This is a genomic window from Microcoleus sp. LAD1_D3 (genome assembly GCF_036702135.1).
GTDB lineage: Bacteria > Cyanobacteriota > Cyanobacteriia > Cyanobacteriales > Microcoleaceae > Microcoleus.
The window spans coordinates 1-26249 of record NZ_JAUBSB010000058.1; the positions used below are offsets into that span (position 1 = coordinate 1).

General features: G+C 46.4%; 24 protein-coding genes. 9 read left to right on the forward strand and 15 right to left on the reverse strand.

Features of this window, described 5'->3' with window-relative positions; all coding sequences use genetic code 11:
• A partial coding sequence (locus tag QUA74_RS24000; RefSeq protein WP_333334140.1) for an adenylate/guanylate cyclase domain-containing protein occupies positions 1-2952 on the forward strand: 2952 nt, incomplete at its 5' end.
• 309 nt (positions 2953-3261) lie between these two features.
• Here QUA74_RS24000 and QUA74_RS24005 read toward each other — a convergent pair.
• From QUA74_RS24005 to QUA74_RS24015, 3 genes are all read right to left on the reverse strand, one after another.
• Complete coding sequence (locus tag QUA74_RS24005; protein ID WP_333334142.1) at positions 3262-3471, reverse strand: CsbD family protein; 210 nt, start codon at positions 3469-3471, stop codon at positions 3262-3264.
• 197 nt (positions 3472-3668) lie between these two features.
• Entirely contained in the window at positions 3669-4496 is an 828-nt protein-coding gene (locus QUA74_RS24010) for a PHP domain-containing protein (protein WP_333334144.1), read from the reverse strand.
• A 218-nt stretch (positions 4497-4714) separates the two neighbouring features.
• Positions 4715-4996, reverse strand: coding sequence for a hypothetical protein (locus tag QUA74_RS24015; protein ID WP_333334146.1), 282 nt, complete (start codon positions 4994-4996; stop codon positions 4715-4717).
• A gap of 460 nt (positions 4997-5456) precedes the next feature.
• Here QUA74_RS24015 and QUA74_RS24020 point away from each other — a divergent pair, with 460 nt between their 5' ends.
• Positions 5457-5783 (forward strand): hypothetical protein, encoded by a 327-nt coding sequence (locus tag QUA74_RS24020; protein WP_333334148.1) that lies wholly within the window; start codon positions 5457-5459, stop codon positions 5781-5783.
• Between the two features lie 151 nt (positions 5784-5934).
• Here the strand turns inward: QUA74_RS24020 and QUA74_RS24025 are convergent, their stop codons facing one another.
• Positions 5935-6402, reverse strand: coding sequence for a hypothetical protein (locus QUA74_RS24025; RefSeq protein WP_333334149.1), 468 nt, complete (start codon positions 6400-6402; stop codon positions 5935-5937).
• 55 nt (positions 6403-6457) lie between these two features.
• Between QUA74_RS24025 and QUA74_RS24030 the strand changes: the two genes are divergently transcribed.
• Both QUA74_RS24030 and QUA74_RS24035 read left to right on the forward strand, forming a co-directional pair.
• Positions 6458-7078: a histidine phosphatase family protein gene (locus QUA74_RS24030; RefSeq protein WP_333334151.1), complete on the forward strand. Its 621-nt coding sequence runs from the start codon at positions 6458-6460 to the stop codon at positions 7076-7078.
• A 60-nt stretch (positions 7079-7138) separates the two neighbouring features.
• Positions 7139-7522 carry a VOC family protein gene (locus QUA74_RS24035; RefSeq protein WP_333334153.1) on the forward strand — a complete coding sequence of 128 codons (384 nt, stop codon included), beginning with the start codon at positions 7139-7141 and terminating at the stop codon, positions 7520-7522.
• A 176-nt stretch (positions 7523-7698) separates the two neighbouring features.
• On the opposite strand, the gene QUA74_RS24040 is transcribed toward QUA74_RS24035, so the two are convergent.
• The gene (locus QUA74_RS24040) at positions 7699-7989 is read right to left on the reverse strand and encodes a hypothetical protein (RefSeq protein ID WP_333039735.1); all 291 of its coding nucleotides are present in this window, start codon (positions 7987-7989) and stop codon (positions 7699-7701) included.
• Between the two features lie 42 nt (positions 7990-8031).
• Entirely contained in the window at positions 8032-8703 is a 672-nt protein-coding gene (locus QUA74_RS24045; protein WP_333334155.1) for a phosphoribosyltransferase family protein, read from the reverse strand.
• Positions 8704-8870: 167 nt separating this feature from the next.
• On the opposite strand from QUA74_RS24045, the gene QUA74_RS24050 reads away from it, so the two are divergent.
• Positions 8871-9548, forward strand: coding sequence for a uracil-DNA glycosylase (locus QUA74_RS24050; RefSeq protein WP_333334157.1), 678 nt, complete (start codon positions 8871-8873; stop codon positions 9546-9548).
• Between the two features lie 275 nt (positions 9549-9823).
• Here the strand turns inward: QUA74_RS24050 and QUA74_RS24055 are convergent, their stop codons facing one another.
• Genes QUA74_RS24055 through tyrS form a run of 3 tightly spaced genes read right to left on the reverse strand, consistent with a single transcriptional unit; the run spans position 9824 to position 12431 of the window.
• Positions 9824-10408 carry a hypothetical protein gene (locus QUA74_RS24055; protein WP_333334159.1) on the reverse strand — a complete coding sequence of 195 codons (585 nt, stop codon included), beginning with the start codon at positions 10406-10408 and terminating at the stop codon, positions 9824-9826.
• A gap of 37 nt (positions 10409-10445) precedes the next feature.
• A complete protein-coding gene (gene pyrF, locus QUA74_RS24060; RefSeq protein ID WP_333334162.1) occupies positions 10446-11156 on the reverse strand; it encodes an orotidine-5'-phosphate decarboxylase in 711 nt (236 codons plus the stop codon).
• Positions 11157-11198: 42 nt separating this feature from the next.
• Positions 11199-12431 carry a tyrosine--tRNA ligase gene (tyrS, locus tag QUA74_RS24065; RefSeq protein ID WP_333334200.1) on the reverse strand — a complete coding sequence of 411 codons (1233 nt, stop codon included), beginning with the start codon at positions 12429-12431 and terminating at the stop codon, positions 11199-11201.
• 174 nt (positions 12432-12605) lie between these two features.
• Between tyrS and QUA74_RS24070 the strand changes: the two genes are divergently transcribed.
• Positions 12606-14525 carry a transglycosylase domain-containing protein gene (locus tag QUA74_RS24070; protein ID WP_333334164.1) on the forward strand — a complete coding sequence of 640 codons (1920 nt, stop codon included), beginning with the start codon at positions 12606-12608 and terminating at the stop codon, positions 14523-14525.
• A gap of 113 nt (positions 14526-14638) precedes the next feature.
• Here QUA74_RS24070 and QUA74_RS24075 read toward each other — a convergent pair whose 3' ends face one another.
• The 6 genes from QUA74_RS24075 to rimI all read right to left on the reverse strand — a co-directional run bounded on the left by QUA74_RS24075 (position 14639) and on the right by rimI (position 22697).
• Positions 14639-14962: a DUF1825 family protein gene (locus QUA74_RS24075; RefSeq protein WP_006632589.1), complete on the reverse strand. Its 324-nt coding sequence runs from the start codon at positions 14960-14962 to the stop codon at positions 14639-14641.
• Between the two features lie 252 nt (positions 14963-15214).
• Positions 15215-15808, reverse strand: coding sequence for a signal peptidase I (gene lepB / locus QUA74_RS24080; protein ID WP_333334166.1), 594 nt, complete (start codon positions 15806-15808; stop codon positions 15215-15217).
• Between the two features lie 324 nt (positions 15809-16132).
• The gene (locus QUA74_RS24085; protein ID WP_333334167.1) at positions 16133-18610 is read right to left on the reverse strand and encodes an ATP-dependent Clp protease ATP-binding subunit; all 2478 of its coding nucleotides are present in this window, start codon (positions 18608-18610) and stop codon (positions 16133-16135) included.
• Between the two features lie 647 nt (positions 18611-19257).
• Entirely contained in the window at positions 19258-20976 is a 1719-nt protein-coding gene (locus QUA74_RS24090) for a hypothetical protein (RefSeq protein ID WP_333334169.1), read from the reverse strand.
• The gene (locus QUA74_RS24095; RefSeq protein WP_333334171.1) at positions 20930-21550 is read right to left on the reverse strand and encodes a hypothetical protein; all 621 of its coding nucleotides are present in this window, start codon (positions 21548-21550) and stop codon (positions 20930-20932) included. Before QUA74_RS24095 ends, QUA74_RS24090 begins: the two co-directional genes overlap by 47 nt.
• 469 nt (positions 21551-22019) lie before the next feature.
• Positions 22020-22697 (reverse strand): ribosomal protein S18-alanine N-acetyltransferase, encoded by a 678-nt coding sequence (gene rimI, locus QUA74_RS24100; RefSeq protein WP_333334173.1) that lies wholly within the window; start codon positions 22695-22697, stop codon positions 22020-22022.
• 185 nt (positions 22698-22882) lie between these two features.
• Between rimI and lysA the strand changes: the two genes are divergently transcribed.
• The 3 genes from lysA to QUA74_RS24115 all read left to right on the forward strand — a co-directional run bounded on the left by lysA (position 22883) and on the right by QUA74_RS24115 (position 26192).
• Entirely contained in the window at positions 22883-24301 is a 1419-nt protein-coding gene (gene lysA / locus QUA74_RS24105; RefSeq protein ID WP_333334175.1) for a diaminopimelate decarboxylase, read from the forward strand.
• Between the two features lie 230 nt (positions 24302-24531).
• Positions 24532-25425, forward strand: coding sequence for a diadenylate cyclase CdaA (gene cdaA / locus QUA74_RS24110; protein ID WP_333334177.1), 894 nt, complete (start codon positions 24532-24534; stop codon positions 25423-25425).
• A gap of 20 nt (positions 25426-25445) precedes the next feature.
• The gene (locus QUA74_RS24115) at positions 25446-26192 is read left to right on the forward strand and encodes an isoprenyl transferase (protein ID WP_333334179.1); all 747 of its coding nucleotides are present in this window, start codon (positions 25446-25448) and stop codon (positions 26190-26192) included.
• The last annotated feature ends 57 nt before the right edge of the window (positions 26193-26249 follow it).

A 26249-nucleotide genomic window follows, 5' to 3' on the forward strand; every position in this document is an offset into this window, starting at 1 on the left:
TTTTCATATCACCTTGAAAAAGGTGAAATAGAATATTTGAATGCTAGCTGGGACGAAGCTTTATCAACTTTTGATGAATCCCTTGAGCATATCAATAGTTTGTTGGATCGGTGTAAAGTCAATGAATATAAAGTGACGTTATATCGAATGAAAAATGATTTGGAATCCTCCTTATATCTGGGAGTACAGACACTCGATTTATTGGGAATCAACTTGAAAGCTTTTCCTGAAGAAGATGAACTTATAGCAGAAGTGAATCATGCTAATGAGACAATTGCTGCCAGGAAAATTGAAAATTTTATAGACCTTCCTGAAATGCAAGACCCTGAAAAACTGGCTGCTATGGTACTCCTCAGAGAATGTGTACCTCCATCTTACTTTTTAGGGTCTAGATTGCTGTTCATACTAGGCATCAAAATGATTGAGCTATCGCTCACTTATGGGAACAATCCTCACTCTTCAGTTGGGTATGTATATTATTCGTTAACACTTGCCTTTGTAGCGCAAGATTTTGAAGCCGCCTATAAATTTGGAAGTTTAGCCTTGAGATTGAACGATGACAAGTATCAAATGAAGCGTTATGAAGCATTAATTTTAAATATGTGGGGAGGATTTGTTTCCCATTACACTGAACATCTCGATCGCTCTAAAGAACATTTAATGAGAGGTTATTATAGCGGTGTAGAAAACGGTGCCTATCAATGGGCAGGATATTGTGCAATAAACTTTTTGTTTATGTGTTTTTGGGGGACTGATTCGTTAAAAGAATTATCCGAAAAAATTGATAAGATTATACCCGGCTTGAAAAAAGTCGATCCAAACATGGTGCAATATTATTATGCAATTAAAGCGACAATTTATAATTTGACTGAACCCGTTGAGGATTGGAGTGTTCTTGATGAATCCTTATGGCCGAATGCCAAGGAGATCATTAAGTCTTGCCTTGAAAAAAATGATTTATTCACGGTATTTTTAGAATTAGCCTGTAAATTGTCTTTAGCCAACTGGTATTCAGATTCCGAGAAAGCGATAGACTATGCTAACTCGGCCGAAAAATATTTGATAGGCGCGACGGGGATTTTTATTAATCCGGCTTTCCATTTTCATCAATGTCTAGCCTTATCAGTTGGGTATGACTATGCTGATGGTGAAAAACAGGCACAGTACGTGGAGAAGATTAAATCGAATCTTGAGAAATTCAAACTCTGGAGTAAACATTGTCCGAGTACCTACCTTCATCAACGTCTGCTAATCGAAGCTGAGTTGGCGCGAATTACAGGCAATGCCCTGGAAGCGCAGGATTTGTATGACCAAGCGATCGAGTCAGCCCGAGAAAATAAATTTTTGCAGAATGAAGCGCTAGCATCGGAACTAGCAGCTAAGTTTTGGTTAGGTAAAGGTAAAGAGAAGATTGCTAAAGTCTACATGAGTGAAGCCCACTATGGCTACCAACGCTGGGGCGCAACAGCTAAAGTTAACGATTTAGATACGCGCTATCCTCAGTTATTACAAAGAAAGCCCTCGAACAGGGGAACACTTAGCACAACAATATCCATGCCGCCTACCACAACAGGAAGGAGCACTTCTTCTGATCTGGATTTGACCACAGTCCTGAAAGCTTCACAAACCCTATCCGAGGAAATTGTGCTAGATAAATTACTGGCGAAATTAATGCAGATTATTATTGAGAATGCCGGAGCGCAAAAGGGCTTTTTGATTCTGGAAACTAAGGGGAAATTGCTAATTGAAGCTGAAGGCTCTGTGGATAAAGATGGCGTGACTGTGTTGCAGTCAATCCCTATCAAGTCTGTAGGGGAACCTGGGGATAAACTTTTAATTTCTCATATAATTGTTAACTATGTAGCTCGCACGCGGGAAAGTGTAGTCTTGAGCGATGCTGCTAATGACCCTCAATTTGCTAATTCCCCCTACATCAGAGTACATAAGCCTAAATCAATTTTGTGCTTCCCTCTCCAACATCAAGGTAAACTGGCAGGAATTATCTATTTAGAAAATAATCTAACCACAGAGGCTTTTACTTCCGATCGCGTAGAACTCTTAAATCTGCTTTCCTCTCAGGCAGCAATTTCCATTGAAAATGCCCGTTTCTACAATAATCTCACCGAACTCAACCAAGCTTTTGAGCGCTTTGTCCCCCGTCAATTCCTCCAATTCTTGGATAAAGAAAGTATTATTGATGTTAAAGTAGGCGACCAAGTTCAACAGGAGATGTCGGTACTCTTTTCCGATATTCGTGACTTCACAACTTTATCGGAAAGTATGACCCCTCAAGACAATTTCACATTTATTAATTCCTATTTGTCTCACATGGAGCCAGCTATTACTGAAAATCAAGGATTTATTGATAAATATATTGGCGATGCAATTATGGCTCTATTTAGTGGTGAGGCAGATAATGCAGTGAAAGCAGGAATTGATATGCTGCACCGTCTTACCGAATATAATCAACATCGCACCGCTTCTGGATACGTGCCGATTAAGATTGGCATTGGCATCAATACAGGTTCTTTAATACTCGGTATGGTTGGGGGAAGAAACCGGATGGATAGCACGGTGATTAGCGATGCAGTGAATTTAGCCTCGCGGATAGAAAGCTTGACTAAACAATATGGGATTTCGATGTTAATTAGTCACCACACTTTCCAGTCTTTGCAAGATTCTAACCAGTATGCTATCCGTCTTATCGATCGCGTAAAAGTTAAGGGAAAATCAAAAGCGGTATCGATGTTTGAAGTTTTCGATGCCGATCCGCCTGAGACTTATGAGGGCAAGGTAGCCACGAGAACGCTATTTGAAGAAGCTTTGATACTCTACCATTTGCAAAAGCTTAGAGATGCTGAGCGATTATTTGCTGAGTGCCTGCGCCGCAATCCTACAGATAAAGCAGCTCACATTTATCAACAGCGCTGCACTCAACCCGATCGGGACTAAGGATGCGTTAGCTCAAATCTTGAAGTCGGGGTTTGAGTAGCAATCGAGGCGTTGCTTAATCATGGTATGAAAAAAATAAGTTGAAAATCCCCAAGCTTTGTGGATACTGGTTTCCATGACTGGCATATTTAGCCTTTCATACCATAAATCAGCAACGCCGGGAATTTTCCACTGCGCTTTTGAAGAGATATCGCAGGAGTCACCCAGTTTTCTGCACATTCCAAAAATAAATCATATCAAACCCAATTGATGACACAGGATTTGATATGAAGCGAATTCTATTAGCCAGGATTTGGTATAACGCAGTTTCTACAATTTGTCGATCGACCTTTTGGCTTTATCTGCCAGATTTTTTACCGCATTTTTAGCATCTTCTGCTGCGTGGCGGGCGGCGGCTTCCGCTTGTTTGGCTTTGCCTTCAACCTGGTCTTTTCTGTTGCCGGTGATACTACCGAAAATTTCCTGAGCTTTGCCTTCTAAATTTTTGCCGATCGCCTTAGCTCTGTCTTCTGCACTCATAATAAGCTCCGTTTGGCAAGTTGCTATAGTAACATTGTAAAATTAACTCGGCTGCAATTGCCTTTAACTTCATATTAATTTATATTCTGCTTGACCTCGGTCTTCTTCTGATGATTTACTTCCGGCAAACTCCTCACTCAAAAAGCCAAGGATTTTTTTTGACAACTGTATACATCCGCAAAATTCGTCCTAAAAAACTATTTCAAACTCGCCGCAGCAACTTTAATCGGTTCGAGCAATTCTAACGGCAAATGCAGCATATTCAATTGGGTGCTATCTGCTGCTTTCCTTTCAGGATCGGGGCCGTGATAATCGCTGCCCCCAGTTGCCAGCAAACCGTAATGAAGACACAAATCTTTCAACTTTGGGATTTGGCTGGAACTGTGGCTGGGATGGTATACTTCAACTCCCATTAAACCAGCATCTACTAATTCTTTTAAGACTTCCTCAACAGCGCCGCCGCGAAATAAATAAGGGTGAGCCCAAACTGGTACTGCGCCGCAACTCTTCAGTAAATCAATGCCTTCGACGATCGAGAATTTCTCGTAATGAACATAAGCCGGGCCGTCATCTCCCAGCCAGCGATCGAATGCTTCCCGCGATGATTTGGCGTGACCGGCTTTTACAAGTGCAGAGGCAATGTGAGGCCTTCCCGGTGCCATTCCTGGGGATGTTTTTGGCAGTTCGATCGCGTATCCCATTGCTGCTAATTTTTCGACCATTTCCTGCGATCGGCGAAACCTTCCTTGCAGGCGATCGTTCAAAGGAACGCGCAACTTATTTGCATCGGGATAAAAACCTAAAATGTGCAGCGATCGGCCGTTGTGAACGGTGCTGAGTTCGAGTCCGGGGACTATTTCAATACCGTGCAAAGCAGCGGCGGCGAAAGCTTCATCCCAACCCGACATCGTATCGTGATCCGTGACAGCCAAGGCGCGAACCCCCGAAGACGCGGCGGCGGCTACGAGTTCGGCAGGGGTGAGAGTGCCGTCGGAATAAGTAGTGTGACAGTGGAGTTCTAGCATTTTTTATGGTAAGTCAAAGTCTGCGAAATCTGCAATTATTCCCCTCACTCACGCGACATATACCGTCCCTGCGATCGACAAGTTTTTGGGTAGTTTCAATCTGCTAGCTGTAATAAGTTGTCGCGCCTTTAATTGAGACATTTATGTTTATTAAAAGCTTGCGTGGGGTGGGCATCTTGCCCGCCTTTTCAGTTGAACTTAGATGCAGAACACCTTAGCTATTTCTTGATTTCTCGCATTGGATGAAGGACACCCTCTGGCAATTTGGAAGGAATCGGCGATATTTCAATACTTTGTATGTTGTGAACTGGGATAACTACCAGTTTATCTGCCAATTCGAGAATTATCGGGTCTGCTGTCAACATTTTGTGCAGGCGAGTGCCTAAAGTTGCTTGCTCTCCTACTGTTCCCTCTGGCGCAATGAACTGGAAGTGTTGCTGTTTGCCGTTGGTATAGTGGATTATGAGATCGATTATTCTTTCTTGGTTGGTTGGTTGCATAATTTTTTTTCCCTAACAGTCGATCGGGACTTCGCAAAATTAACAATAAATCAAAACTGGCGATCGCACCAGCGTTGGAAAGATTGTGACCAAACTGGGCTGTCGGTATGAAAGTCCGGTTACTGTTAATTTTATCACAAAAACTGTACGGAAACTCGCCAACTTACCCAGTATACAATTGGCAGTCGCGCTGTCTTTGCTCCTCAATGCGCGAGAGCCTTCGCCAACAATATTTGGTCGATCGGGCTTTCTTCTATGCCAGTTGGCAAAGTGGCTCAATTTAGCCTCTGTAGCGACTTGACTCAAAGCGGTCTCAAGTCATACAGCAGTTGCATTTGAGCGCTTTGGCTGTCAAGGTTTTTCGAGGTGGGAACTGTGGAGGTTAGGATAGTGGCATTCTGCTTTCACTGCCGTAGAGGATTTTTTTATAAATTAATAACATAACATTCAGGTACAGCTTATGAAATCCACACTTTGTTTTCCCGAAACTTCTCTTCACTCTAACGCAGTCACTGTTAATAATAAGGCTATTGACTCTTGTATCCTTACAGCTTGGATTGACTTAGTAGGAGGAGATTTTGAGAGCTTGGGAGGAGATGATTGGCTTCCCTTGTGCGGCGACATTGATGACGGCGAAATTTACCGGGAATGGTTTTTTTGGCAAGACAGCGAAGTGACTCAAGAGTGGGAAGCTTACGATCCCATTACTAATTATCGAGTTGTGGCATCTAGCCGAGAAATGCTGATTTCTAAAATTGACCAAATAGAAGATGCCCGAAAAGTTTAGCTGTTCGGGACAACGTTAAATCTTGATGATCAACTTTAAGATGAATTCTGTAAACCCACCCGGTTTCTTTGCCTAAAGGCATTAAATAAACCGGGTTTATAAGACCACCACTCTAGGTTTGGGTTTAGTTTCACGGGCAAAACCTAATAATTTATGTCGCTACTGCTTTTTGTTTTTCTCGTTCTAGCTTGCGCTGCTTCAAGGCTTCAAGATTTTGTTTAATCGTGTCGATCGCAAATCCAGCCCCCTGCTGTTGATATAATTCGCTGGCACGGATCAAATCTGCAACAGCCTCGTCATCCGATCGCAAATTTGCAAAAGCCAATGCACGATTGTGGTAAGCTTCTGCCAAAGTTGAAACTTGTTCTACAGCGCTGGTAAATTTATCTTTGGCTTTGCGGTACTTTCCTGACTGATAAGCCTCAATTCCTTGTTGAAAATAAACGGAAGCTTTACTGCCGCTGTCGGTATCAGGAAATTCTGGGTAAGTTAAAATTGGTTCTTTAAAGAGTACAGAAATGCTGCCCTTGCCGAAATAAGCCCAAGTCATTGTTCCAAACCCAATCCCCAGCACGAGGGCAATAATGACAGACAGAGCAATAAAATTGGTGAGTTCCATAGAGCAATATTTGTTGTATTATAATATGATAAGTTAATTCCTAACTTCTGCAACAATGGCTGCGCGGATTGACCTCAACTGGAAATGGTTTTTCGGATCGCTAGCTTTAGTATTGTCGATCGGCTTAATTACTGCAACTGCAAGTTCTGACGCAGCAACCAACGCGCAAACTCAAGCAGGGTGGCAATTGTTGCAGCGGGGTGAGACGGGGTTGGTGGTAGCAATGCGACACGCGATCGCCCCAGGCACCGGCGATCCTGCTAACTTTAAGTTGGGTGACTGTTCCACCCAGCGCAATTTATCAGCACAGGGAAGAACCCAAGCCAAGCAAATTGGAGCCGAATTTCGCAACCGCAACATCAAAGTTGCCAGAGTTTTATCGAGTCAGTGGTGTAGGTGTTTGGAAACAGCAAAACTGATAAATATAGGCAAAGTCGAACCGTTCCCAGCACTTAACTCGTTCTTTAGCGACAGCAGCAAAGAAGCCAAACAAACAGCAGCAACTCGCAAATTAATTGTTGACAACCGCAACACAAAAGGCGCGATTATTCTGGTAACGCATCAAGTAAATATTACCGCGATTACTGATATTGTACCGCAAAGCGGCGAAGCTGTGATTCTCAAAAGCGATCGACAAGGTAAAATCCAAATACTCGGACGAATTGGAGGATTTTAAAGAGATAGAAAGTTATAATATTACCAATTCCCCATTACTAATTCCCCATTAGCAATTTATATGAGTTTCCAATACAGCGCCGCCCTAGTTACTTTAGCAGACCTTGATAAGGAAGTTCTCGTTAAATTTTACACAAAATTTCTAGACATAGAACCCAACCCTTATATTCCTAATACTTATGCCGAATTTCAACTGCCCGGCTTAAGACTCGGCATCTTCAAACTCAAAGATTCCCACAAATCGGAATTTGCAAATCGAGCCAAAACAGGCATCAGTTTGTGTTTGGAAGTCAGCGATATCGAAACTGCGATCGCCCGAATTTGGGCTTTAGGTTATCCGCCCAGCGGAGAAATTATCAAAGCTTCTCACGGTCTAGAAATCTATGCCTTCGATCCGGCAGGCAACCGCATAATTTTACATCAATCCCATGAGAATGTAGGATGATGGCTAATGATTTGTGAACTCTCGACTTTCCTTCGCGTCATAAGCGTCTTCGCGGTTCGTTCAAAAAAATATCTAGTTCACAACCCGCTGAGGATTGCTATATAAGTTATGCAATTGCTTCACCACCTTCGCAATCACATTGTCAAACCCGCCTCTACAACTCAAAACGGCCTTAACTACCTAATTAGTTCAGCAAAACTATAAAAACTGATAATTAATAACAGCAATGCTGTCAGGTGAGTTAGCTGAAATTGAGGCTGCGGGCCGATCGATTCCCGCACCAAAATTGAAAAAGACGAACCAATTATATAACTCAGAGACAGCGTTAAATATTGCCACTGCAATGTTACACTCCACAGCCCGAGCAAAATCATCGCTAAAGTCAACATCACCAACTCAACAAAGCGAGGCGGATTGTGCTGAGTAGACAGAATCAAAGTGTCCAACCAATATTGCCAAGGTCTCATGTGTTAGCGATCGAGCTTTTAGATTTAGCCTTATAGCTTAACCTACGATCGCCATTCAGTTTGTTGCTGCAAACACCTTAAAGCCTCCGCAGTCTCAACCTGCGGAAATTGCCCATAAAAGCGACTGACACTGTAAAAAGGGTGAGGAGTCTCCAAGACGATCACCTTATCAGCCATCTGGGCCAAAAATCCCATCAAATCTACCGGGGCGACAGGCGCGCAAATCCACAAAGCGGCCGGTTGCTGCGACTGCAAAGCCTTAGCCGCCACAGCCATCGTCATCCCCGTAGCAATGCCGTCATCTACCAAAATCGCCAAAGCCCCCCCCGCGCTGACATTGGGGCGTCCCGCAGATAAATCCGCCAGCAGAGATTGAGCATTATTTTGAGCCACGGGCAGCGCTAATTTTTGCAAACGCAAATTGTGCTGCTTTTGCTTTTGCCAGAGAACGTGGCCGTCAGCAGTTGCAGCCCCGATCGCCAATTCTAAATTATCTGGGCGAGTAATTTTCTTGGCAACAACCACATCCAAAGGACAGCCCAAGCGACGCGCAATCGGCACAGCAACGGGCAAACCCCCGCGCGGCAAGGCGTAAACAATCGGTTTCACCGCCTTCTGTGTCATTAAATTCAACTTGCCGAACTCGTCCACAACTGCCTCGGCCAGTTTTTCGCCTGCATCGGCGCGATCGTCAAAAAACGGGTTAGAGAACATATTTTTGCCTGTACGAGCTCAACGAAATAATGTGAGACTTGCGAGTATTAATTTGAGATTGTGCGATCGACAGCATCCTATACAAGCTTCTAGCCAAACTCAAATCACCAAACCCGATCTAAACTATAAACTCTAGACTCAAAAAAATCTCCCTAATTGTAAAATTTATGTCCAGCGACTTGCAACTGAGCCTTTTTGACAACAATCAAAGTGCCACTTTCCAAACTGACTCAATACCAGCAAATGCCAAAATTCCCATTCCTCCGGGCACTTATCAAAATATGGAACAAATTGGCGAGCACTGCAACCGCTGTCACCGCTGCGAATTAGGCAATACGCGCACTCACGCCGTCATCGGGCGCGGCAATCCTCAAGCCTCAATTTTGATTGTGGGAGAAGCGCCCGGACAAAACGAAGACGAAACCGGATTGCCCTTCGTCGGGCGATCGGGCAAACTGTTAGATAAGATTTTAGAATCCGTGGGATTGAGTGCAGAAACCGACGTATTTATTGCCAACGTCATCAAATGTCGCCCTCCCAACAACCGCCCTCCGACAGCAAAAGAAATCGAAGCTTGCAAACCTTACTTGCTCGAACAAATTCGCATCTTAGACCCCAAAATTATTTTATTAACTGGTGCAACAGCCCTCAAAGGTTTGCTAAGCGACAAGCGGCCCATTAGTAAAATCAGAGGTCAATGGATTGAATGGGAAAATCGTTTGTGTATGCCAATTTTCCACCCGTCGTACTTGCTGCGAAACCCCTCCCGCGAACCGGAAACTCCGAAATGGTTTATGTGGCAAGATATGCAAGCTATCAAGGCTAAATTGGATGAATTAAAATAGTAATTGTCATGAATTTTTGTGGTTGATTTGTAGGGCGTGTTCACCAAAAATCTTTAATTCTCACCCACAATCTACAAAAACCAGCCCCACTCAACCCAAAATTCGTGAATTTTCTTACACATTTGTTCTGAACAGGCAAGATGCCTGTTCCACACACAAAGAGTAATTTTTTTTACACCTTTGTTCTAAACAGGCAAGATGCCTGTTCCACAATCACAATTATTTCTTGTGGGGTGGGCGTCTCGCCCGCCCAAAAATACAATTTAGTGACGAGACTACTTATTTTTTGCCTGACAATCGCGCAACCACAAACGAATAGCCTCAGCAATTTCGCTTTCACTATCTTGACCTAATAAAGGACGAATATCCGCCGCAGTACCAAACCGAGAAACCATTTTTGCTAATTCCCACCCATTCGCAGTTTTCATAAAAAACAACCAATGATATTGCTGAATTTCGACTCGTTTTCCCCCGCGATACTGCCGTTCCAAAGTAGTAATGAAAACTTGACTGGCATTTTCAGGAAGCGCATCTTCAAAATTTAAAGGTAACGGTTTAAACTCCGGGCGGCCCGCTAAAATTATTTGAGGCAGCGCGTAACCAGGCGGTGTATTAGTGTTAGGAGAAAAGTGTGATCGCACAATTACGCGATTAGCATAACTCGGCAAATCTTGTAACAGGCGATCGACCAAAGTTTCTAAATCAGCGGGACAGGGCGATCGCACTAACAAATCATACCGACTGGCATTGATACTGTGAGTATGATTTGTCACAAAATTAACTGCCCAAGTCGGAGTTGCCACCGCAGATATCAGCAGATAAACACAGATGAACGCAGATAAAATTCCATTGGCGTTCATGGGCGTTCATCTGCTGTAAAAAACAACATTCATATTGTTATTCAATCTCTTCACAAATCCGCGCAAAAGCCGCCGCCGGATCGTCGGAAGCCGTAATCGGCCGCCCAATCACCAGATAATCCGCACCAGCTTTCAAAGCCGCCTTCGGAGTCATCGATCGTTTTTGATCGCCGCCATCGGCCCATTTCGGACGCACACCGGGACAAACTAACAGAAAATCATCCCCGCAACTCATTCTTAACTGTTCCACTTCTTGCGGAGAACAAACAGCACCAGCTAAACCCGTTTCCTTAGCCAACAATGCCATGTGTAAAGCAAATTCTGGCAACTCCAAAGGTATTTTCAACTCAAAAGCCAACTGTCGCGAATTCAAACTCGTCAACAGAGTAATTGCAATCAACTTAGGAGTCGGTCGATCGACAGCCGCCGCCCCTTCAGTCAAAGCCAACTGTGCCGCTTTCAAAGCATCTTTACCACAAGTAGAATGGATCGTCAATAAATCCACATTGTACTTAGCAGCAGCACGACAAGCACCAGCCACAGTATTCGGGATATCGTGAAACTTCAAATCGAGAAAGATCCGCTTTTCCCGCTGTTTTAAAATTTCCAAAATCCCCGGCCCGGAACTCACAAACAGTTCCAAACCCACTTTCCAGAAAGATACATCAGGCAGTTTGTCCAGAAGTGCGATCGCCTCTTCTTGACTCGAAACATCCAAAGCCACAATAATTCGATTATCAGCGTTCATTAGCGTTCATCTTCAGTATTCATCTGCGGTTAAAAAAGACATTCAAGACACCAATCGCACAAACTTATTCTTCCCAACCTGCAAAACCTTACCGCATAAATCAACAGGTGATTCAAAAGTAAGATTAACATCAGAAACCCGATCGCCCTCCAACTTCACCCCGCCGCCCTGCATCAACTTCCGCGCATCACCGCTGCTTTTACAAAGCCCGCTAGCACTCAGAATATAAAACAACTTAGCCGGAAACTGCACACTTGCCAAAGAAAACTCCGCCACAGCATCAGCTTGTCCAGCAGCACCTTTAACCAGCGCAATTGCATCTTGTTGTGCGCGATCGGCTGCTTCCTTTCCCCGATACTGGCGCACCACATCCAAAGCCAAAAGTTTCTGTTTTTCTCGGGGATTTTCGGGCAATTCATCAAGCGGCAAATCTGTCAACAGTTCAAAATATTGGGCGATCGAACTATCAGCAATTTTCTCCAACTTAGAATACATAGTCAGCGGATCTTCCGACAAACCCACATAATTGCCCAAAGACTTCGACATCTTCTGTACGCCGTCAGTCCCTATCAAAATCGGCATCAGCAAACCAAACTGCGGCTTCATCCCAAAATGCCGCTGCAAATCTCTCCCCACCGCAATATTAAACTTTTGGTCGGTTCCGCCCAACTCCACATCCGCTTCCAAAGCCACCGAGTCGTAACCCTGCATTAGTGGATACAGAAACTCATGCAGATAAATCGCATTCTCCTGCTGCATCCGATTATCAAATCCCTCTTTAGCGAGCATCTGCTGCACCGTCATGGTCTTCAGCAGTTCCAAAATCTTCGCCAAGTCCAATTTCGACAACCACTCGGAGTTATAGCGAATTTCCAAACGACCGGGTGTGTCAAAATCTAGAATCGGACGCACTTGGTCTAAATAAGTCTTGGCATTTTCCGCCACTTGTTCGGCCGTCAACTGGCTACGCATCTCCGACTTCCCTGTCGGATCGCCAATTCTGGCCGTAAAATCTCCGATCAGCAGTACGGCTGTGTGACCGGCATCTTGAAAAGCCCGCAGCTTGCGGACGCAAATGCTGTGTCCCAAGTGAATGTCACTCCCTGTCGGGTCAATTCCCAGTTTGACGCGCAAGGGTCGATCGACTGTTGCCAGGAGTTGGGCTAAATTTTCGTCAGAGTTGCTAGAATCAGGTCGATCTGGAAAAATCTCGCTGACGCCGCGGTAAAGCGCTGAAAGGTTAGGAGTTATCATCGGGGAGCGATCGTCCATCATATTTTGCCAAAGTGCAGCAGAATTAGTTACACTCACTGGTTGACGCATAAAAACATAACTATCAAGCTACTATAATCCCAAAGCTGACCGGCTTTCATTAGCTGACAGTCTCTAGGGTTCGCATCTAAAATTAAAAGTCTTAAACCCCAAATCGAGTGAGGAAGTGAAATCCACGTGTCAACCAACGCAGTCCGCAATAACACGGAAAACTCAGCCCCCGTATTCGAGTTTGTTCAGTCAGTCAGTAAAGTGACCGCCGGAACCATACTCAGCATGACAATGCTTGCCAGTTCCGTAGTCGCTGGTGGACTGGTTGGCTTAGCGATCAGCTTCCGCAATTTGCCAGATGTTCGGATCTTGCAAACCTACTCTCCCACAGAAACTACCCACATTTACGACATCAACGGCAAGCCGCTAGCCAGTATCCACGATGAAGCCAACCGGGATGTCGTACCCCTTGACCAAATCTCCCCGAACCTGAAACGAGCTGTTCTGGCGATCGAAGATAGCAACTTCTTCACCCACAAAGGCATCAACCCCGGCGGGATAGCCCGAGCTCTGATAGTCAACCTAGAGAAAGGTAGAACCGTTGAAGGGGGATCAACTATGACTATGCAGCTAGTCAAGAACCTGTTTCTTTCTCCACAGTCAAAATTTAGTCGCAAGGTAGCTGAAGCGGTAATGTCTATCCGCTTGGAGCAAATTCTCAACAAAGACCAAATTCTGCAACTATACCTGAATCAAATCTACTTAGGTCACAACTTGTACGGCGTAGAGACAGCCTCTCGAAGCTATTTCAACAAGTCAGCAAGTAATTTGACTCTTTCAGAAGCAGCGATGCTGGCAGGCTTAATTTCGGCCCCCGAAGAATACAGTCCTTTCGTCAATTACAAGTTGGCAAAAGAGCGGCAAACCCTCGTTTTAGGCCGCATGAAGGATCTTAAATGGATTACGCCGGCCCAAGAAACTGCAGCCCGCCAGGAAAAAATTAAGCTAGGCAAAATTACCTCTTTTGGCGGCTCTCAAGTTCCTTACGTAACACAAGCCGTAGTCCAGGAACTGACAAGGCGTTTTGGGCGAGATGCCGTGGTTAAGGGAGGAATGCGCGTTCAAACCACGATCGACCTCAAAATGCAGCGCATAGCCGAAGAAACCGTCAAAGCGTGGCACAATCGGCTTTACTACCAAGGCCTGTTTTACGATCGCCAGGAAGGTCAAATTGCCCTAGCCGCCGTCGATCCCCGCACCCACTTCGTCAAAGCAATGGTGGGCGGCGTCGATTACGAAAAGAGTCAGTTCAATCGCGCCATTCAAGCACGTCGCCAGCCCGGATCTTCTTTTAAGCCCTTTATCTACTACGCTGCCTTTGCTAGTGGCAAATACGCCCCGGATTCAGTTGTCTACGACTCTCCTGTCGGCTACCGCGACGGCGACGGCTACTACTACCCTCAAAACTACGGCGGTGGCTTCTCCGGTGCAGTCAGCATCCGCAGAGCTTTGGAAGTCTCTCTCAACATTCCCGCCGTCAAGCTTGGCCAAGAAGTCGGATTGAATAAAGTGATTGAGATTTGCCGGGTGCTCGGCATCAGAAGTCCGATGGAACCGGTGGTTTCTTTGCCCTTGGGTGCCGTTGACTTGACTCCTTTAGAAATGGCCGGAGCTTTTGCTACCTTCGCAAACAACGGCTGGCATTCTGACACCACGTTTATCGTGCAAGTCACTGACAGCAGCGGCAACGTCTTGCTCGACAATACGCCCAAACCCAAATTAGTTCTCAATTCCTGGGCGGCGGCATCTGTCAACAGCGCCCTGCAAGGGGTAATTAGCAGCGGAACGGCAAGGGCTGCTCAACTAGGGCGACCGGCTGCTGGGAAAACTGGTACAACTTCCTCTGAACGGGATATCTGGTTTGTGGGTTACGTGCCGCAGTTGTCGGTGGCTGTTTGGATGGGCAACGACAATTATAGACCGATGAGCTACGGTGCTACTGGCGGTACTATTGTCGCCCCTGTTTGGCGTGATTTTATGAGCCAAGCTTTGGAAGGCGTTCCCGCAGAAAATTTCAAACCTGCTTCATCTTTTGAGCGGCCTTAATTATCAGTCATTAGCGATTAGTGATTAGTCATTAGGGATTGGGGATTGGGCATTGGGAATAATTTCTTTTTCTTCCTTCTTCCTTCTTCCTTCTTCCTTCTTCCTTCTGCTCACTAGGATTGTTTTTCGAGCTCAGATTTCATCCGCTCCAGCGTTGAGTTCATTTGCTCAAACATCTGCTGGGGCGTGATGCCAAATTGATTGAGCTGTGTTTTTAACTGCTCTACAGTCATCTGAGCCATGAAGTCCTCAGACAGCTCAAAGCGCTTCATAAAAATACGGTAGCGCTCCATCATTGATTCCATCTGAGCGATGAACATTTTCTTGCCTTCGCGATCGAATTTGCCGTAATTGCCACCTAGTTTGATGAGAGATTGATAGTCTTCAAACAACAGCTTGGCTTCTTGCTGAACAATTTCGGAATCAAAAAATCCCATAGCTTTCCTAATTTTTTAATATTCAACTAATTTTGATCGAGGCGAGAACTCCCGCTGCTTTTTGTACTATTTTATCAGTTGCCCGAGGAACTCCCTACCCCTCAAGGTACAAGAATAAGTAGAAATTGCCGTACAGCATAAGGCATGGGAATGGAGAATGGGGAATGGGGCATTGGGCATTGGGCATTGGGCATTGGGCTTGCGATGACAACAGTCAACAGTCAACTGACAACTGTCAACTGTCAACTGACTTCAAACTTCCCCGATGCGTTCTAGAGGCCAAAACCGCACTACAGCGCGGCCGATGATATTCTGCTTAGGTAAAAATCCCCACCTGCTGGAGTCGTTGCTGTTGTTGCGGTTGTCTCCCATCACAAAGTATTCATTTTCTGGGACGCGATAAGGCCCCCACTGGTATTTAGGAGGTTCGGCAATATATTTTTCGACGAGGGGTTGGTCGTTGAGATAAACTAAACCTTTTTTAACGGAGACGGTTTGACCCGGTAAGCCAATTATCCGCTTGATGAATGCTTGGTCTTGGGTAAAGCCTTGTTCTTGCAACTTTTCGGGCGGGGCAAATACTACGATGTCGCCAGTTTTGGGAGGTTCGAGGTAGTAGGAGATTTTTTCGACTACGACGCGATCGCCCACGTGCAGAGTGGGTATCATAGAATCTGAGGGTATATAGCGTGGTTCGGCGACCAAGGCTCGAATCACTATTGCTAAACTCAAAGCAATCATCACTATCTGAAGATTTTCTCGCTGCGACTTCCACGCTTTTTGCCACCAGCTTTCAGGCGGATTTTCTGCTACTTCTGTACCCAAATTCTTTTTTTCAGATGTCATTTATTTCTCCACTATATAGTTCTTGCTAATTATCTAATTGCCATTGAAGTAGCTCGCTCTAATTAAACGTAAAACTTTGTTGGGGTATTCAGAAACCCGGAAGGGCGAACACGGGGGCACCGTCCTACAGAAACCGAGTCGCTCGGTCTCATATTTTTTGAGACGAAGATACTTAGAAAAGTAAGCGTACATTCTGTTGATATTAACTCATAAAAAAGGCAGAGAACTAAGATTCTCTACCTTTTTTATGTGAGGATTTTGAGTTGTTTGCGACTGCGAGATTGGTTATTTCCAAACTTAACTCGCGATCGCACTTACTCAATCTTACTCAGCGCCTTGGGGCAGCAATTCCCGCTTTTGACCTTGCAGCACCTTAATAATTCCGTCCTCGCCCACATCCACAACAGCGGTGTCGCCGTCTTTGATGCGGCCCGAAAGGATTTCCTCCGCCAAGCTGTCTTCCAACAACCGCATGATGGCGCGGCGTAGGGGTCGGGCTCCGTAGCTGGGGTTGTAGCCTTCTTCTACCAGCCGTTCTTTGAATTTTTCGGTCACTTCCAGGGTGATTCCCTGTTCTGTCAAACGACCGAACACTTCTTTGAGCATGATGACGGCGATTTCCTTGACTTCTTCCTTGTTCAACTGGCGGAAGACGATAATTTCGTCGAGCCTGTTGAGGAATTCGGGGCGGAAGTAGTTTTTGAGTTCTTCGTTAACCAAAGAACGAATGCGGTTGTAATTAGCATCGGCTTGGTTGTCGCTGAACTCGAAGCCGAGGCCGCCGCCACCTTTTTCAATCACCTTAGAACCAATGTTAGAGGTCATGATCAGCAGCGTATTTTTGAAGTCTACGGTGCGACCTTTGGCATCAGTTAAACGGCCGTCTTCCAATATTTGCAAAAGCATATTGAAGACATCGGGGTGGGCTTTTTCGATTTCGTCGAACAGCACGACTGTGTAAGGACGGCGGCGGACTGCTTCTGTGAGTTGGCCGCCTTCGTTGTAGCCGACGTAGCCCGGAGGGGAACCGATGAGTTTGGAGACGGTGTGACGTTCCATGTACTCCGACATATCCAACCGAATCATGGCGTCTTCGGAACCGAAGAAGTAGCCGGCTAGGGCTTTGGTGAGTTCGGTTTTGCCGACGCCTGTGGGGCCAGAGAAGATGAAACTGGCGATCGGGCGATTGGGATTTTTCAAGCCAACGCGAGCGCGACGGATGGCGCGGGAAACGGCTTTCACTGCTTCTTCCTGGCCGATCAAGCGCTGGTGCAAGGTATCTTCCATGTGCAGCAGCTTTTCGGATTCGGATTCGGTCAGTTTGTTGACCGGGACGCCCGTCCAGCTTGCCACGATTTGAGCGATATCTTCTTCGGTGACAACTGGCGATGGGTCGGTTTCGCCGGTGCGGGCCGAGTCGGTTTTTTTGGCTTGGGAAATAGCGCGAATTTCGGCTTTGATGGTCATTTCCCGATCGCGCAATTCGCCCGCTTTGTCAAAGTCTTGAGAACGCACCGCTTCGTCTTTATCTTTCAGGACTTGGCGCAGTTCTTTGTCGAGTTCTTTGGCTGCGGGGGGCAGTTGGGAGTTGATCAGGCGGACTCTCGAACCTGCTTCGTCTACCAAGTCAATTGCTTTGTCTGGGAGGAAGCGATCGGAGATGTATCGGTGAGAGAGTTTGGCTGCGGCTTCCAGGGCCGTATCCAAGATTTTCAGCTTGTGGTGCTGTTCGTAGCGTTCTCGCAAGCCGAAGAGAATCTCGATCGTCTCGTCAACAGTGGGTTCGCCGACCATGACGGGCTGGAAGCGCCGCTCTAGGGCTGCGTCGCGCTCGATGTGCTTGCGGTACTCGTCTAGGGTGGTAGCGCCGATACACTGGAGTTCGCCTCTAGCCAAAGCCGGCTTAAGAATGTTGGCTGCGTCGATCGCCCCTTCAGCAGCACCTGCACCTATCAAAGTGTGCACTTCGTCAATCACCAAAATCACGTTACCCGCTGTGCGGATTTCGTCCATGATTTTTTTGAGGCGTTCTTCAAATTCGCCCCGGTATTTGGTACCAGCGACGAGCAAGCCGATGTCGAGGGTGACGACGCGCTTTTCTTCGAGGATGTCTGGGATATCGTTGTTAGCAATGCGCTGGGCGAGACCTTCGGCGATCGCTGTTTTACCGACTCCGGGTTCCCCGATGAGCACCGGGTTATTTTTGGTGCGGCGACCGAGGATTTGAATTACCCGTTCGATTTCTTTTTGGCGTCCGACTACTGGGTCTAGTTTGCCATCGACCGCCATTTGAGTGAGGTTGGCTCCAAATTCATCGAGGGTTGGGGTTTTGGTGCGAGCGCCGCCGCCAGTGGCTGCGACTTCTGCGGTTTCTCCCAGCATCCGAATCACTTGGGTGCGGACTTTCGACAAGTCTACTCCCAGATTTTCTAAGACTCTAGCCGCTACTCCTTCACCTTCGCGGATCAGGCCCAGCAGCAGGTGTTCGGTGCCGATGTAGTTGTGTCCGAGTTGGCGAGCTTCTTCGAGGGACAGTTCTAGAACCCTCTTGGCGCGGGGGGTGAACGGAATTTCGACTGCTACGAAGCCAGAGCCGCGCCCGATGATTTTTTCAACTTCAATCCGAGCATCTTTGAGGTTGACCCCCATTGATTTGAGGACTTTAGCTGCAACCCCGGTTCCTTCTCCGATCAGACCCAGGAGGATCTGTTCTGTCCCTACGAAGTTGTGACCCAGGCGGCGAGCTTCTTCCTGGGCCAACATGATTACTTTTATTGCTTTTTCTGTGAAGCGTTCAAACATGATTTATTCCCATCACCTGCTGCTATGTGCCCGTTTCGAGGTCACGCTCGCACAACGAGCGTTTATTTTCTCGTAGGGACAGGGCATTGCCCTGTCCCTACTCGTACTGCTTATTCTAGCGCGACACTCCCAACCGATCTGCCGCACTCGGCTGCGGTTGCAGATTCCAGGCTCATGTTGCAGGGTGGCTTTCAACTGGGAAGACCCAAATGGTGGCTGACCTACAACCTCCCCTAGACTGCAAGAAGATTGCTCTTCTCGGTCTGTGCCCAACCTACGACTACTTATTGATGGATTCTAGCACAATCTTTTTGGCTGTCATGCAGGTGCAAAAGTGATAATTCTCGAAAGTATAGGGCTATTTTTTTACAAAACTTATTGGTTAGGTCGATCGATCTAGCACATTGAAAAAAAGTTACGACTCACGCATGGCAGCCCAGAAACCGGTTTTTTTTTACGAAAAGACGCGTTGTAGCCCGCACACGGGCGTAAAAAACCCGGTTTCTAAGCGTCAGAGTGCGTCCAAGACTGAAAGTTTGTAGTTGCGGGAGCGCGCAACTACAAACCTAAAAATCCCTTGTAGTGTTGCTAAACTTTGAGGATTGACAACTCACAGCGGTCTCTGCAAAACCGGAGAAAGGTCAAGCCTAAAATATCCTTACAGGGAACAGTAGTTCCGAAGCCCAGAGACCGTCAATCTTTGCAATCAATTCACTTCCAGACCAGAGAAAGGTTTGATTGATGACGTTTTGCGCCTCAATATTGACGCCACCTACAATTATGTCAGTTGCTGCATTAAAGTTAACCATTTGGGCGTAATCATTTCCACCACCGACTGAGTACCAATTTGTCGTGTTATCACCAATATAAAATGCGTTAACCGAGTTACCGCTGGTGCCAATTAAAGTATCTACCTCAACACCAGACGGCCCGTTGCTTTCTGAACCTGTTAATATGTTCTGACCCGCACCACCTCCGAGAGTGTCGTTCCCCAAACCACCAAACAAGATATTAATGCCGTTTCCACCAGTGAGAACATCATTACCCTCGTCACCGCGAATGGTATTTGTGCCATTTCCGGCATTAATGTCGTCATTTCCAGCCCCGCCATTAATGGTGTCATTCCCTGTACCGGCAGCGATCAAATCACCACCAGCTTCCCCAAATATCACATTATTCCCATCTGAGCCACCAAGGGCATCAACTCCAGCCCCGCCGAAGATGAGGTCACTACCTGTGCCAGCATAGACAGTATCGTCTCCATCCCCAAAATAATAAGTATGGTTGCCGTTGTTGTTGTAATATTTCCCAAAAATCCCAGTTCCTGTTAATACGTCGTTGCTGTTAGTCCCATAGATGAAGCGATCGTTGGTTCCGCCATTAAGCTTAGCAGCAACCAGAAACAAAGGATTATCTTGAGCATCAACGGGAATCACTCCTTCATGCACTTGAAGAGAGTTAAGAGAATCCCCTCTATAGAAGTTTGGTCGAAATTGATGATCGGGCTGCGTGTCAGTCAGACCGAGAATATTGGTAGCTAAACGAGAATTATCGGCTGCATCAGTTTTAACCAAATTTGTGTAGGCGGTCACGACACGGCTGTGTTGAGCAGCTTGGTCTACGGGATTAAGGGGATTGGTGCCGAAGTCAAACAGGAAAGATTCCTTGGCAGTTCCAGCTTGAGCTTCATTTCCTGATACACTACTGATGCCATTAAAACTCCTTCTTGAAGCCGTAGCACCAAAGTCTAAGCGTTCGATTGGGTCTGCAATTCCTCCATTCCTTACATATCCATTTGATAGGTCAGTATCGAAGCCATTAATTCTATCGTATGGACTGACAAGTCTCGCACTATTTGATGCTGGGTCAAGGGCTGTAACCGAACCAACTTGACTCCCATAGGTAATATTGAAACTCGCGGCAAGTTCGCTGGCAAGGTTAGCACCAAGACTATGACCAACAATATTGAGTGCTGTGGCTGGTATTCCCCACTCCACAAGTTTGTTTCGGACTGTTGTTGCCACTGGAGTAATCCATGAACCAGACCTGTAAAGGTCTCCTATAGCGATCCCTGCTGCTGCATTATTTGTTGGGGTGCCGCTCACTTGCGTCCAGTCAAGGGCTAAAACTGTATCGTTTGGGTTAGCATCATCGATGGCTGTCGCCAGAGTTGCATCAAAAGAATCGCTGGGTGCTGTGAAACCAGGAAGCAGCAACCATACTTTTTGACCAGTCCATTGATCGGCAGAGGGAACCCCGAAGGGCGCACGGATATTTATTTGACGTTGACTAGGACTAAAAGCATTGGTAGGTGGTCTGTTAGTTTCGCCACCTGTCACCAAAAACGGAGTATCTATCGCTGTCATTGCCTCTTCCTCTCAAGTTATGTTGGTAAAGATGATTAATTGTTGGACTTTCTCCACAAGTGAGCTGCACCCAAGCCCAAAAAACCCAACAATGAGGCCAATGGGGAGTCTCCGGTACGGGAGTAGGAGGAGATTCGTTAATTTCTAAGGTCACTAGCCCCTCACCTCCAATAGTTCCATTTCGCAAGACGAACTTAAATATCCCACGATCTACAAACATAAATCCGTTATTTCCACCCCAAACTCCGCCATCATTTCCAGGAGCAACTTGAAAGCCAAATTGAATTGGAAGTCCGTTCTCAAAAGCTAAAACAGGATTATCTGGGAAGTTGAAATCATCACTGGCCGTATAGGTGACAGGAGTTAAGCCTGTAGCAAAGTCCAGAAATCTAAAGTTAAAAGACAGCAGCCCCCGTATATCTCCATTTCCGCCATTGATGGTCATGAACTCCGAGCCGACTTTTGTCAGATGTGTATCGTCGTAGGAAAAGTCCCCGGTGTAGACACTAGCGAAGTTGGGATCTGTGACTTTGACGACGTTAACTTTGATTGTGCCTGCTATTGTGGCTGCCATAACAGGCTCTCCTGCTAATGTAGATATTAAATATGTTGCCACGATAGCGGTCAGTCCATATTTTATGTTCATTAGATATTCCTGCTTTGAAAATTTCACCCACAACAGTGAGTTTTTTTAGGGCCGTAGCAATTAACGAAAACAACATCTTGCAATAAAGATTAAAGCTTCTTAGCGGTATTATATACGGTAAATTTACTAGAGGTTTTGCTCCCAAATAACTAGATATTTGGAAAATCTCAGTAATTATATTAAATCCCCCGACTTCTTAAATAAGTTGGGGATTTGGGTATTATGTTTTTTTATTAAATAGTTCGTGATCGCACTCCGACTCATCGAAACCGGGTTTCGACTTCGCTCAACCAGCAGTTTCTTTTACTGAATATGCAGGCTGTAACGCGTCTTTTGGTAAAAAATCAAGGTGATGCGCCCTCATGCTAAGTCTTATTAAATTCGCAACAAATTAGATTTAAAACTCAAAACTCTCGATCGCCAAATGCCAATTTTTCTGGTGCAGCCGATCGCACATCTGCACTTTCTCAACCGCCAAATATTGCTGAAATTCTGGTTCTTCTATGCCGCTGCGCCACATTACCAGAGCATCTTCTCCGGTGTCTTTGTAGTATTTTTTCCGGCGTCCTGCCTCTTTAAAACCAAATTTATTGTACAGAGACACTGCGGCTAAATTAGAGCCCCGCACTTCTAAAGTGGCCCGTTCTAATTGTCTATAGTGAGCCTTTTTTAGTAAAGCCCAAAGCAGAGCTTGTCCTAAGCCCTGACCTTGAAAGCGAGGATGAATTGCCAAAATTGTAATATGAGCTTCTTCTAAAATTGCCCACAGGCAACCCAAACCGATCAGGGTTGGGGTAAGTTTTGAGGTGGGAGTTGCTGGCGAGGAATTCTCAACACTTAGCGGTTTTGATTTGAGAATGCTGTTGGGATCGATCGACTCGAGTTCGCTGTCGAATCCTTCTGATGCGCTGACCTCGGTTTCCGAGGCCCACAAACCCAGTAAATCGCTGTTAGGACTGCCTAACTCGCGTCCATAGCCTTCTAAAGTCCAAAGTCCGCCAAAACAGAGCCGATCGAGTTCGACTGCACTGTTGAGGTCTTCGGCGGTGAGATGTTTAATTTGTAGAAAACGCACGGCTGTAAATTGTACACTGGAAAACACAGTAGCGATTAGCTGTTTGTTGCTAGTTTTGAGTCATGACTCACAAGTCTCCAGACATTAGTCTACTGCCAACGACCAATGACTGCTGATTAATGACTGCCGACTGCTGACTGCTGATTAATGACTGCTGACTAATAACCTAGGATAGTTATTGCGCGATGGTATTAACTCAATCTTTCGGGGTCGAATCGGGACTTAAGTATCTCTCTGAGTCTCAACAAGCCCTGCAAAATCGATCACCCAATCAAGAACTGTTACCGCTGACAGCCAGTGTTAACAGCAGCGATCGGTTGGAAATCGGAGGCTGCGAGGTGACAGCTTTGGTGGAGCAATTTGGCTCGCCGTTGTACATTTTAGACGAAGAAACGCTGCGGGCGGCTTGTACCCAGTACCGGGATGCTTTTAAGCGTTACTATCCGGGCGAATCTCAAGTGCTGTATGCTTCTAAAGCTTGGAGTTGTTTGGCAATATGCGCGATCGCGGCTTCCGAAGGTTTAGGGATAGATGTCGTATCCGCCGGAGAAATTCACACAGCACTGCAAGCCGGCGTCAGTCCCGACAAAATCTACTTCCACGGTAACAACAAGTCCCGCGAGGAGCTGCAGCTAGCTGTCGAAAACGGCTGCATTACCGTAGCAGACAATTGGCGGGATTTAGAGACTCTAGCAGAGTTGGGAGAACTGGGTGTCCGCAGCCTCACAGGTGGGCCGACACGAGTTATGGTGCGGTTTACTCCTGGAATTGAGTGTCACACCCACGAGTACATTCAGACGGGTCAAATCGATAGTAAATTTGGCTTCGATCCCAACTCGCTCGATCGAGTATTTAAATTCATCAGCCAACAGCCGTCGTTATTTTGCGTGGGAGTGCACGCTCACATCGGCTCTCAAATTTTTGAACTGCAACCCCATGACGATTTAGCTGAAGTCATAATTCAGGCATTGACTAAAGCACAGAGTTATGGTTTGCCAGCAACAGAAATTAATATTGGCGGTGGGTTGGGCATTCGCTATACTGAAGCGGACGATCCTCCTAGCATTGAAGATTGGGCTCGTACAATTTGCTCCGCAGTAGTAGCAGCTTGCGAGCGGCAGCAATTGCCCTTGCCTAAATTGCTTTGCGAACCGGGTCGATCGCTCGTCGGTACAGCTTGCGTTACAGCTTACACCGTTGGCTCTAAAAAAGTCATTCCGGAAATGCGGACGTATCTAGCTGTTGATGGCGGGATGTCGGACAATCCGCGTCCTATTACCTATCAATCACTTTATCGAGTCCTCGCAGCCGGCAAAATGCGTGATCCCTTAACGGAAACAGTGACAATTGCTGGGAAACACTGCGAATCAGGCGATGTTTTGATTAAAGATGCCAAATTGCCAGAGTGTCAGGCAGGAGATGTCCTCGCCGTTCCGGCCACAGGGGCATACAATTACAGTATGGCTTCTAACTACAACCGAGTACCCCGACCGGCAGCGGTTTTAGTGAGAAATGGGGAAGTTAACACGATTATACAGCGGGAAACTTACCAGGATTTGCTGAGGCTTGACCGCCTTCCTGAACGACTCGGAGCTCAAAAGTAAAAACTTAGAAGTTAAAAGTTAAAAGTTAAAAGAAACACAATCCATGTTTACTTAGTGAGGATTGCCTTTTTACTTTTAACTTTTGCCTTGTTCAGTCACGCGATTGGATTGACACTCCCCGGTCTAAAAACACGGGGATTTTCAGCATATTCCTTATAACAACTGTTCATGGTTCATGGGTTCGAGTGCATCACGGTTCGCGGTTCACAGGCGGTAGCGTTCGATGAACCATGAACAATCAACAATCTGGCTTTGACTTGGCCCTGGTTCAGTCCTTATTGATTCAAGGGATCGATATTGGACTGGTTTTTGCCCTTGCGTATTTGGTGCTCGTCATTGTTGGCGAGCGCAGAACGCTGTGGATGGTACGGGGATTTATTATTTTGATGCTGGCGGCGGCGGTGAGCAACTGGGCTGGATTGAGGCTGTTGCACGTTGCCCTCAACAGCTTGGTGACGGGTTCTGCTGTGGCAATGGCGGTAATATTGCAGTCGGAGTTTCGCCGATTTCTGGAACAATTGGGTCGGGGGGAATTTCGGCAATTGTTTGGACGCGATCGCCGACCAAAACCCGAACCGGACAGCGTAATAGATGAAATTGTGGACGCAGTAAAAGAACTTTCGCAAAACCGTACGGGCGCTTTACTAATTATAGAAACAGATTCTCCGATCGACGATCGAGATTTTTCGGTGCCGGGACTAAAGCTAAATGCTGAAGTTTCTAAAGAATTGTTGCAGACAATCTTTCAGCCGCAAACTTTGCTGCATGACGGAGCTGTTTTGATTCGAGGTTCGCGGATCGTGTCGGCGGGGGTAATTTTGCCTTTGTCCGATCGCACTGCGTCGCGGCAGTTGGGAACCCGCCACCGGGCGGCGATGGGGATTACGGAACGGGTGCAAGCTTGCGTGTGCGTGGTGGTGTCGGAGGAAACGGGTTCTATTTCTTTAGCCCAGATGGGACTTTTAAATCGACCTTTGACTAGCAGCAAACTTAAGGAATTGCTGGAAGCAAAGCTGTTTCCGTCCGAGGGAGAAAGAGCTGTGGCTCCAATTCCGATCGGCAATCTCGGACGCCAGATAGGATTGAAGGGAGTGACGCTATTAAAACGGATACTGCGCCGTTAGTCGGGTAATCGGGAGAAACCATGAGTCAAGGAATTTGCTTGGAAAAGTTGCCGGAGGATCTGCAACAAGAACTACTGCCTAAGCACATAGCAGTGATTATGGACGGCAACGGGCGCTGGGCTAAGAACAAGGGGTTGCCGCGGATTGCGGGACACCGCCGAGGAGCTAGCACTCTGAAGGAACTGCTGCGCTGCTGCAAAGATTGGGGGATTCCAGCTTTAACCGCCTATGCTTTTTCTACGGAGAATTGGGGGCGGCCGGCCGGAGAGGTGGATTTTTTAATGAGTTTATTTGAGGGTAAGCTGCGACAAGAATTGCGGGAGATGGTGGACGAGGACGTGCAAATTCAATTTATGGGGAATTTGCAGGCTTTGCCGAAGTCTTTGCAGGCGGAAATCGAGCGTTCTGTGACGGCCACTCAGCATAATCAGGGGATTTTGTTTACGGTGGCGACGAATTACGGGGGGCGTCAGGAGATTGTACAAGCTTGTCGGGCGATCGCCACTCAGGTGAAAGAGGGCAAGTTGCAGCCGGAGGAAATTGATGAGGTTTTATTTAAACGCTATTTGTATACTGCTGATGTTTGTGACCCGGATTTGCTGATCCGGACGAGTGGGGAAATGCGGTTGAGCAATTTTTTGCTATGGCAAATGGCTTATTCGGAAATTTACATTACTGAGACGCTGTGGCCGGATTTTGATCGATCGGAGTTTCACCGCGCTTTGTCTGATTATCAGAAGCGCAACCGCCGATTTGGCAAAGTCTAACGATTTTGGATTTGAGATTTTGGATTTTTTGGTTGATTTTTCAGTTTCCAAGTAGGT

What these genes read in the sequence shown, in the direction of transcription:
- QUA74_RS24030 (WP_333334151.1), top strand. Translation starts at nt 6,458, where the DNA reads ATGGCTGCGCGGATTGACCTCAACTGGAAATGGTTTTTCGGATCGCTA.
- tyrS (WP_333334200.1), bottom strand. Translation starts at nt 12,431, where the DNA reads ATGATGGACGATCGCTCCCCGATGATAACTCCTAACCTTTCAGCGCTT.
- QUA74_RS24085 (WP_333334167.1), bottom strand. Translation starts at nt 18,610, where the DNA reads ATGTTTGAACGCTTCACAGAAAAAGCAATAAAAGTAATCATGTTGGCC.
- QUA74_RS24115 (WP_333334179.1), top strand. Translation starts at nt 25,446, where the DNA reads ATGAGTCAAGGAATTTGCTTGGAAAAGTTGCCGGAGGATCTGCAACAA.
- lepB (WP_333334166.1), bottom strand. Translation starts at nt 15,808, where the DNA reads ATGACATCTGAAAAAAAGAATTTGGGTACAGAAGTAGCAGAAAATCCG.
- QUA74_RS24050 (WP_333334157.1), top strand. Translation starts at nt 8,871, where the DNA reads ATGTCCAGCGACTTGCAACTGAGCCTTTTTGACAACAATCAAAGTGCC.
- QUA74_RS24045 (WP_333334155.1), bottom strand. Translation starts at nt 8,703, where the DNA reads ATGTTCTCTAACCCGTTTTTTGACGATCGCGCCGATGCAGGCGAAAAA.
- QUA74_RS24075 (WP_006632589.1), bottom strand. Translation starts at nt 14,962, where the DNA reads ATGGGATTTTTTGATTCCGAAATTGTTCAGCAAGAAGCCAAGCTGTTG.
- QUA74_RS24035 (WP_333334153.1), top strand. Translation starts at nt 7,139, where the DNA reads ATGAGTTTCCAATACAGCGCCGCCCTAGTTACTTTAGCAGACCTTGAT.
- QUA74_RS24015 (WP_333334146.1), bottom strand. Translation starts at nt 4,996, where the DNA reads ATGCAACCAACCAACCAAGAAAGAATAATCGATCTCATAATCCACTAT.
- QUA74_RS24095 (WP_333334171.1), bottom strand. Translation starts at nt 21,550, where the DNA reads ATGGCAGCCACAATAGCAGGCACAATCAAAGTTAACGTCGTCAAAGTC.
- pyrF (WP_333334162.1), bottom strand. Translation starts at nt 11,156, where the DNA reads ATGAACGCTGATAATCGAATTATTGTGGCTTTGGATGTTTCGAGTCAA.
- QUA74_RS24025 (WP_333334149.1), bottom strand. Translation starts at nt 6,402, where the DNA reads ATGGAACTCACCAATTTTATTGCTCTGTCTGTCATTATTGCCCTCGTG.
- QUA74_RS24005 (WP_333334142.1), bottom strand. Translation starts at nt 3,471, where the DNA reads ATGAGTGCAGAAGACAGAGCTAAGGCGATCGGCAAAAATTTAGAAGGC.
- QUA74_RS24090 (WP_333334169.1), bottom strand. Translation starts at nt 20,976, where the DNA reads ATGACAGCGATAGATACTCCGTTTTTGGTGACAGGTGGCGAAACTAAC.
- cdaA (WP_333334177.1), top strand. Translation starts at nt 24,532, where the DNA reads ATGAACAATCAACAATCTGGCTTTGACTTGGCCCTGGTTCAGTCCTTA.
- QUA74_RS24020 (WP_333334148.1), top strand. Translation starts at nt 5,457, where the DNA reads ATGAAATCCACACTTTGTTTTCCCGAAACTTCTCTTCACTCTAACGCA.
- QUA74_RS24010 (WP_333334144.1), bottom strand. Translation starts at nt 4,496, where the DNA reads ATGCTAGAACTCCACTGTCACACTACTTATTCCGACGGCACTCTCACC.
- QUA74_RS24055 (WP_333334159.1), bottom strand. Translation starts at nt 10,408, where the DNA reads ATGAACGCCAATGGAATTTTATCTGCGTTCATCTGTGTTTATCTGCTG.
- QUA74_RS24040 (WP_333039735.1), bottom strand. Translation starts at nt 7,989, where the DNA reads ATGAGACCTTGGCAATATTGGTTGGACACTTTGATTCTGTCTACTCAG.
- lysA (WP_333334175.1), top strand. Translation starts at nt 22,883, where the DNA reads ATGGTATTAACTCAATCTTTCGGGGTCGAATCGGGACTTAAGTATCTC.